Raw genomic sequence first — 6,928 nt, forward strand, 5'->3', positions numbered from 1 at the left:
CGAACGGCACCACCTCGTCCAGGTCGGTGGGCTGCAGCAGCGGGGTGACGGTGCCGGTCTGCAGGCGGCTCATGTCCAGCAGGTTGTTGATCAGATGATCGAGGCGGTCCGCGCCGGACTCGATGCCGGCCAGCAGCTCGGCCTCGTCCTCCGGATCCCACTCGACGTCCTCGGCGCGCAGCGAGGTGACGGCGGCCTTGATCCCGGCCAGCGGGGTGCGCAGGTCGTGCGAGACGGCGGCCAGCAGCGCGGTGCGGATCCGGTTGCCCTCGGCCTCGCGGCGGGCGGCGGCGGCCTCCCCGGCCAGTCGGCGGCGCTCCAGCAGCACGGCGGCCTGGTTGGCGAACGCGCCGAGCATCCGCCGGTCCGCGGCGGGCAGCACCCGGCCGCGCAGCACCAGGGCGAGGCGCTCGCCGACCGGCACGTCCACGTCCGCCTGCTCGGGACCGGCGGGCGGGCGCGGGCCGACCGCGGCGGCGGCGCGCCAGGGGGCGTGCGGGTCGGCGCGCTCGACCAGTGCCACGGCCTCCTGCTGGAAGGTCTCCCGGACCTGCTCCAGCAGCGCCGTCAGCACCCCCTCGCCGGTGGGGGCGCCGCGCAGCACGGTGCCGGCCAGCGCCGACATGGTCTGCGCCTCGGCCTGGGCACGGGCCGCCTGATGGCTGCGCCGGGCGGCCAGGTCGACCACGGTGGCGACCGCGATGCCGACCGCGGTGAAGATCGCCACCGCCAGGATGTTCTGCGGCTCCGCGATGGTGAAGGCGTGAATGGGGGGCGCGAAGTAGTAGTTGAGCGCCGTCGATCCGACCAGCGCCGAGGCGATCGCCGGGTACAGCCCGCCGACCAGCGCCGCGCACACCGTCAGCGACAGGAACAGCAGCATGTCGGTGGAGAGCCCCTGCCCGTGGAACCGGCTCAGCACCAGCGCCAGCAGCGGCGGCCCGGCCACGCCGATCAGCCAGCCCGCCACCGTCCGGGTCCGGCCCAGGTCGGTGACCTTCCGGATCGGGATCCGGCCCCGGCCGCGCGCCGCGTGCTCGTGGTTGACCATGTGGACGTCGATGTCCCCGGAGTCCCGGGTCACCGTGTAGCCGACGCCCGGCCCGTACACGTACTGCCAGACCTTGCGGCGGCTGGTGCCGATCACGATCTGGGTGGCGTTGACGCCGCGCGCGAAGTCCAGCAGCCCGGCCGCCGGGTCGTCGCCGAGCACCGAGTGGAAGCTGCCGCCGAGGCTCTCCACCAGCGCGCGCTGCTCGATCAGCGTCTGCGGCGAGGAACCCGACAGGCCGTCGGAGCGCGAGATGTGCACCGCCAGCAGTTCGCCGGCGCTGCCGCGGGCCGCGATCCTGGCGGCCCGGCGGATCAGTGTGGCGCCCTCCGGGCCGCCGGTCAGGCCGACCACGATCCGCTCCCGGGCCTGCCAGGTGCCCTGGATGCCCTGCTCGGCCCGGTACCGCTGCAGGTACTCGTCGACCCGGTCGGCCGTCCACAGCAGCGCCAGCTCGCGCAGCGCCGTCAGGTTGCCGGGCCGGAAGTAGTGGGCGAGCGCCGCGTCCACCTTCTCCGGCGCGTACACGTTGCCGTGCGCCAGGCGGCGGCGCAGCGCCTGCGGCGACATGTCGACCAGCTCGATCTGGTCGGCGCGCCGGACCACCTCGTCCGGCACGGTCTCCCGCTGGCGGACGCCGGTGATGCCCTCGACCACGTCGCCGAGCGACTCCAGGTGCTGGATGTTGACGGTGGAGATCACGTCGATCCCGGCCGCCAGCAGCTCCTCGACATCCTGCCAGCGCTTGGCGTGCCGCGAACCGGGGACGTTGGTGTGGGCGAGCTCGTCGACCAGCACCACCGCGGGGTCGCGGTCCAGCACCGCGTCCAGGTCGAGTTCGGTGAACTCGGCGCCGCGATGGGTCATGGTGCGGCGCGGGACGATCTCCAGGCCGTCCAGCAGTTCGGCGGTGCGGGCGCGCCCGTGGGTCTCCACGAATCCGACCGCCACGTCCGCGCCGCGCTCGAGTCGGCGGTGCGCCTCGGCGAGCATGGCGTACGTCTTGCCGACGCCCGGGGCCGCCCCGAGGTAGATCCGCAGCCGGCCGCGGCCCGTGTGCACCATGCCCCCGAGATTAAGCCCTGCAATCGGAATATCCGCTGATCAGGCTGGCCTGGCTGAAGAATTGTCAACTTCTTGACGCCCGTTGCGCCACAATGCCGAACGAATCGATCGACTCCAGGGGGACCCACATGCGCGGACTCGTACTCGGCGGCGGCGGACTCGCCGGCATCGCCTGGGAGACCGGCCTGCTCCACGGCCTCGCCGAAGCCGGCCTCGACCTCCCCGGCACCGCCGACCACATCCTCGGCACCTCCGCCGGAGCCACCGTCGGCGGCCAACTCGCCTCCGGCCTCCCGCTCGCCGAACTCCACCTCCGACAGACCGACCCCGCCCGGCAGAACCACGAGATCGTCCCGCCCACCGAAACCCTCGGCGCCTTCCTCGAAATCTACGGCGCCCTGCTCGCCGAGATCACCGACCCCGCCGAACTGCGCCGCCGCCTCGGCCGCCTCGCCCTGGACGCCGACACCGTCCCCGCCGCCGAACGACGCCACGTCATCGCCGGCCGGCTCCCCGCCCACGACTGGCCCGACCGGCCGCTCACCCTCACCGCCGTCGACGCCGACACCGGCGAACTCCGCACCTTCGACCGCCACAGCGGCGTCCCCCTGGTCGACGCCGTCGCCGCCAGCTGCGCCATCCCCGGCATCTGGCCCACCGTCGAGATCGACGGCCACCGCTACATGGACGGCGGCATCCGCAGCTACACCAACGCCGACCTGATGGCCGGCCGGCAGACCGTCCTGGTCATCGCGCCGATGACCGACCACCACCTCGCCACCGAACTGGAGACGCTCCGGGCTACCGGCGCCGCCCTCGCCCTCACCCCCGACGAGGACGCGCTCGCCGCCTTCGGCGCCAACCCGCTCGACACCACCGTCCGCGCCCCCGCCGCCGAGGCCGGCCGCACCCAGGCCCGACGGGTCGCCGACCAGGTCCGCGAACTCTGGACCTGACCTTCGCGCGGCTACTCGACGATCTTGCCGTCCCGCAGCTCCAGCACCCGGTCCGCCAGGTCCATGAGCTGCGGGTCGTGCGTCGCCACCAGCGCCGTCACGCCCTCGCTGCGCACCACCGCCCGCAGCAACTCCATGATCGCCAGACCGGTGTCCGAGTCCAGCTGCCCGGTCGGCTCGTCCGCGATCAACAGCGCCGGCTCGTTCGCCAACGCCCGCGCCACCGCCACCCGCTGCTGCTGACCACCCGACAGCTCCGTCGGCCGCTGCGCCGCGTGATCGGCCAGGCCCACCAGCGCCAGCAGCGTCCGGACCCGCTCCTCGCGCTCCTTCACCGCCACCCGGCGCAACCGCATCGGCACCCCGACGTTCTCCGCCGCCGTCAGCACCGAGATCAGCCCGAACGACTGGAACACGAAACCGATCCGGTCCCGCCGCAGCGCCAACCGGCCCGACTCGTCCAGACCCGACAGGTCCATCCCCGCGATGCTGATCCGCCCCGCCGACGGCATGTCCAGACCGCCCACCAGGTTCAGCAGCGTCGTCTTCCCCGACCCCGACCGGCCCCGCAGCGCCGTCAACTCCCCGGCCTTCGCCGTGAACGACACCCCGCGCACCGCGTGCACCGCCCGGTCACCCGCGCCGAACGTCCGGTGCACGTCCTCCACGACCACCATCGCGCCAGTCACCCGCGAACCTCCGATCCCTCCGCACGCCACACCCCGATGTGGTCCTCCTCCAACGCCAGCCGCACCCGGCGGCTCAGCCCCAACGCCTCCGTGAAGTCCTGCGGCAACTGCAACCGGCCCACCCGGTCCAGCACCGCGTACTCCACCCCCGGCTCGCCCCGCTCCGGACGCAGCACCTCCGTCGAGGTCCGCCCGTTGCGGATCCGCACGGTGCGCCGCACCTCCTGAGCGACCATCGGGTCGTGGGTGACGATCAGCACCGTCACCCCCAACTCCTCGTTCACCGAACGCAGCGCCGCGAAGATCTCCTCGCTGGTCGCGCTGTCCAACTCACCCGTCGGCTCGTCCGCCAGCAGCAGCGCCGGCGAGTTCGCGTTCGCCACCGCGATCGCCACCCGCTGCTGCTCACCGCCCGACATCTCCGCCGGCCGACGACCCGCCAGGTGCGCGATGCCCAGCATCCCCAGCAGGTCCGCCGCCAGCCGCTGCCGATCCCGTCGCGGCACCCGCGCGTACCCCATCGGCAACATCACGTTCTCCACCGCCGTCAGGTACGGCAACAGATTCCGCGCCGTCTGCTGCCAGACGAACCCCACCGTCCGGCGCCGGAACGCCAACCGCTCCTTCTTGTCCATCGCCAGCAGGTCGTACCCCGCCACCCGGGCACTGCCCGCCGTCGGCACGTCCAGCCCCGCGAGGATCCCCAGCAACGTCGACTTGCCGGAACCCGAGGCGCCCACCACCGCGATCAACTCGCCGTCCTCGACCGTCAGATCGAGCCCCTGCAGGGCCTGCACCTCGACGCCCTCGGAACGGTGGATCCGCATCAGGTTCTCGCACACCACCATGCCCTCGACCGGCGGCGGCCCCGCCGCGACCGCCCGCCTGCGCAGCTCGTCCAGCCCCTCGGGCTCCGACACCGCCGGCACCCCCACCGTCTCAGCCCCCACCGCGTTCCCCTCCGGCCGCCGGAGCCACCGCTCACCACGGCCTGCGTTCCGGTCCGACACCCGGCCGGGCGGGCGGGGCAGTCCCCTGTTCTGCCCCGACCACCCGACCAGGCGTACCCCCGTAGGCCACCACCCCGATCGGCAGCGACCTCACCACACCAACGCGGCCCGCAGCAGCCCGGTTGCATCGGTTCGCGGACTTTTTTCGAAACCCTCCGAACACCGCCCGGCCACCTCGCCCCACCCGGCCGTTCCGCTCCCGCGCGAGCCTCAGCCGACCCCGGGATCGGACGCCCGCAGCTGCAGGAACTCCTCCGCCGAGGCCCGGAACGGATCCGACAACCCCGCCGCCGGCGTCACCCCCCGCCCACCGCGACGCACCGTCAGCACCGCCACCATCGTCCCGCTGATGTGCACCGCCACCTCCTCCGCGTACGCCACCGGCTGCCGAACCCCCAACGACACCACCGCACCGACCTGTTGCTCCACCGTCCAGCCCGCCCCCGAACTCACGCACTCCCCGCCCCGCATCAGCCGGGTCGCCTGGTACTCCGCCGCCAGCGGCGACCCGAACCGCATCACCACCTGCAGCGCCGACGCCTCCGGGTGACCGGCGTCCACGTACTGCTGCCCCCACAACTGCTCGGCGCCCGCCGTACGGACCAGCCGCGACACACAGCCGTCCGCGAACGAGCCCGCACCCGGGGATCCGGTCACGCCTCCCGATGGGCTTGCGGCAGGGCCGGAGGGGCTCCCGGACGGACTTCCGGACGGACGTCCGGACGGTGAAGTGCCGCCGGTTCCCGCGGAGTTGCCGCCTGCGGGCGAAGCCGGCGCGGTGGGCTGCGCCGGCGAACCGGACGCGGACGGGCCCTCCGGCTGAGGCACCGTCCACGGGCCGTACCCGCCCAGCACGCTCGGCAGCCGCGACGCATCCAGCACCAGTGCCCGCACCGCGGCATCGGCCGACTCCAACGACGCCCACTGCGCCGCCCCGTCCACCGACGGCGGCCCCGACAACCGCGGCTCCGGGAACGGCAGATCCACCGTCGGCCGCGGCGCCGCAGCCGTCGGAGGCACCGGATAGCCGGCCACCCCGTGCCCCGTCGGCGCCGGCACCACCGCCGCCACGGACCACAGCACCGCGACGCCCAGCACCCCCGCCACCGCCACTGCACCCGCCCGACGGCGACGACGCCTCATCCCGCGACGCACCACCTCCGCACTCGGCGGCGCCGACACTCCCAGCACCACCTCGCGCCGCAACCCGTCGAACATCGCGTCCAGCCGCGCCGCGCCGATCGCCGGACGGTCCTCCGCCACCGGCCCCGGCGTCTCCGCCTCGGGTCTAGACATGCGAATCCGCCACTCGCACCCGAGCCTCCGTCAACCGCATCGCCACCGGCTCCCCGTCACCCTCGCCGACCCCCGTCAACTCCGCTTTCCCCGCAGCCCGTTCACCCGCGGCAGCCGCCGGAGCCGACCGCAGCGGCGCGACCGTCGGCTCCTCCGCGACCGCCGCCGGCTCTTCCCCCAGCAGCACCGCCAACGCCTGCCGCCCACGATGCAACCGCGCCTTGACCGTCCCGACCGGCACCCCTTCGTCCGCGGCGATCTCCGCCACCGAACGACCCCCCATGTGATGCCACACCAGCGCCGAGCGCTGCGCCTCCGGCAGCTTCCGCAGCGCCTCCACCAAGGCCACCGTCTCCGGCCCCGGCCCCGGAACCGGCGAACTCGCGTCCCCGTGCCGGATCCAGCTCTGCAACGCCGTCCGCGCCCGCCGCCAGCGACTGATCGCGATCCGCTGCCCCGTCAGCCGGACCCACGCCACCGGGTTCTCGTGCGACACCAGCCGCCCCCAGTGGTTCCACGCCCGGACGAACGCCTCCTGGGCAGCATCCTGCGCCTCACCCAGATCACCCGTCAGCGCATACAAGTGCGCGACCAGTTGACCGTACGCGGCCTCGTAGAACACTCGAAAGTCGTCGCCGCCCCGGCCGGCTCTGCCGCCGGCCCCCTCGTCCTGCTCCACGACCATGACGCCACAGTGTGCCGTGCACCGAAGCACCCGGCAACAGCCTCGGACTTGTTCGCCTGCTGCCCGGGAATGCGAAAAAGCCCCCCGCCGTAAAGGCGAGGGGCTTCTTCTGAAGAATTGTTCGGCGGCGTCCTACTCTCCCACAGGGTCCCCCCTGCAGTACCATCGGCGCTGTG

The 6,928-nt window shown here is 73.6% G+C and carries 6 protein-coding genes; 1 reads left to right on the forward strand and 5 read right to left on the reverse strand.

Going from position 1 to position 6,928, the window contains the following annotated elements:
- The coding region (locus tag IEZ12_RS02440; RefSeq protein ID WP_229847152.1) for a sensor histidine kinase at positions 1 to 2,116 on the reverse strand (2,116 nt) is incomplete at its 3' end.
- A 128-nt stretch (positions 2,117 to 2,244) separates the two neighbouring features.
- Here IEZ12_RS02440 and IEZ12_RS02445 point away from each other — a divergent pair.
- Positions 2,245 to 3,072 (forward strand): patatin-like phospholipase family protein, encoded by an 828-nt coding sequence (locus IEZ12_RS02445; protein WP_189270493.1) that lies wholly within the window; start codon positions 2,245 to 2,247, stop codon positions 3,070 to 3,072.
- Between the two features lie 11 nt (positions 3,073 to 3,083).
- On the opposite strand, the gene IEZ12_RS02450 is transcribed toward IEZ12_RS02445, so the two are convergent.
- The 4 genes from IEZ12_RS02450 to IEZ12_RS02465 form a co-directional block, all read right to left on the reverse strand.
- The gene (locus IEZ12_RS02450; protein ID WP_043914025.1) at positions 3,084 to 3,749 is read right to left on the reverse strand and encodes an ABC transporter ATP-binding protein; all 666 of its coding nucleotides are present in this window, start codon (positions 3,747 to 3,749) and stop codon (positions 3,084 to 3,086) included.
- A gap of 8 nt (positions 3,750 to 3,757) precedes the next feature.
- Positions 3,758 to 4,681: an ABC transporter ATP-binding protein gene (locus IEZ12_RS02455; RefSeq protein WP_373295427.1), complete on the reverse strand. Its 924-nt coding sequence runs from the start codon at positions 4,679 to 4,681 to the stop codon at positions 3,758 to 3,760.
- A 300-nt stretch (positions 4,682 to 4,981) separates the two neighbouring features.
- Positions 4,982 to 6,067 carry a hypothetical protein gene (locus IEZ12_RS02460; protein ID WP_189270494.1) on the reverse strand — a complete coding sequence of 362 codons (1,086 nt, stop codon included), beginning with the start codon at positions 6,065 to 6,067 and terminating at the stop codon, positions 4,982 to 4,984.
- Positions 6,060 to 6,752 carry a SigE family RNA polymerase sigma factor gene (locus tag IEZ12_RS02465; protein ID WP_189270495.1) on the reverse strand — a complete coding sequence of 231 codons (693 nt, stop codon included), beginning with the start codon at positions 6,750 to 6,752 and terminating at the stop codon, positions 6,060 to 6,062. The genes IEZ12_RS02460 and IEZ12_RS02465 overlap by 8 nt, the downstream gene beginning before the upstream one ends.
- Between the last annotated feature and the right edge of the window lie 176 nt (positions 6,753 to 6,928).

Source organism: Kitasatospora griseola (assembly GCF_014648555.1).
Taxonomy (GTDB): domain Bacteria; phylum Actinomycetota; class Actinomycetes; order Streptomycetales; family Streptomycetaceae; genus Kitasatospora; species Kitasatospora griseola.

Coding starts and splice junctions, on each gene's coding strand:
- IEZ12_RS02445 (WP_189270493.1), top strand. CDS start 2,245: ATGCGCGGACTCGTACTCGGCGGCGGCGGACTCGCCGGCATCGCCTGG.
- IEZ12_RS02450 (WP_043914025.1), bottom strand. CDS start 3,749: ATGGTGGTCGTGGAGGACGTGCACCGGACGTTCGGCGCGGGTGACCGG.
- IEZ12_RS02460 (WP_189270494.1), bottom strand. CDS start 6,067: ATGTCTAGACCCGAGGCGGAGACGCCGGGGCCGGTGGCGGAGGACCGT.
- IEZ12_RS02465 (WP_189270495.1), bottom strand. CDS start 6,752: ATGGTCGTGGAGCAGGACGAGGGGGCCGGCGGCAGAGCCGGCCGGGGC.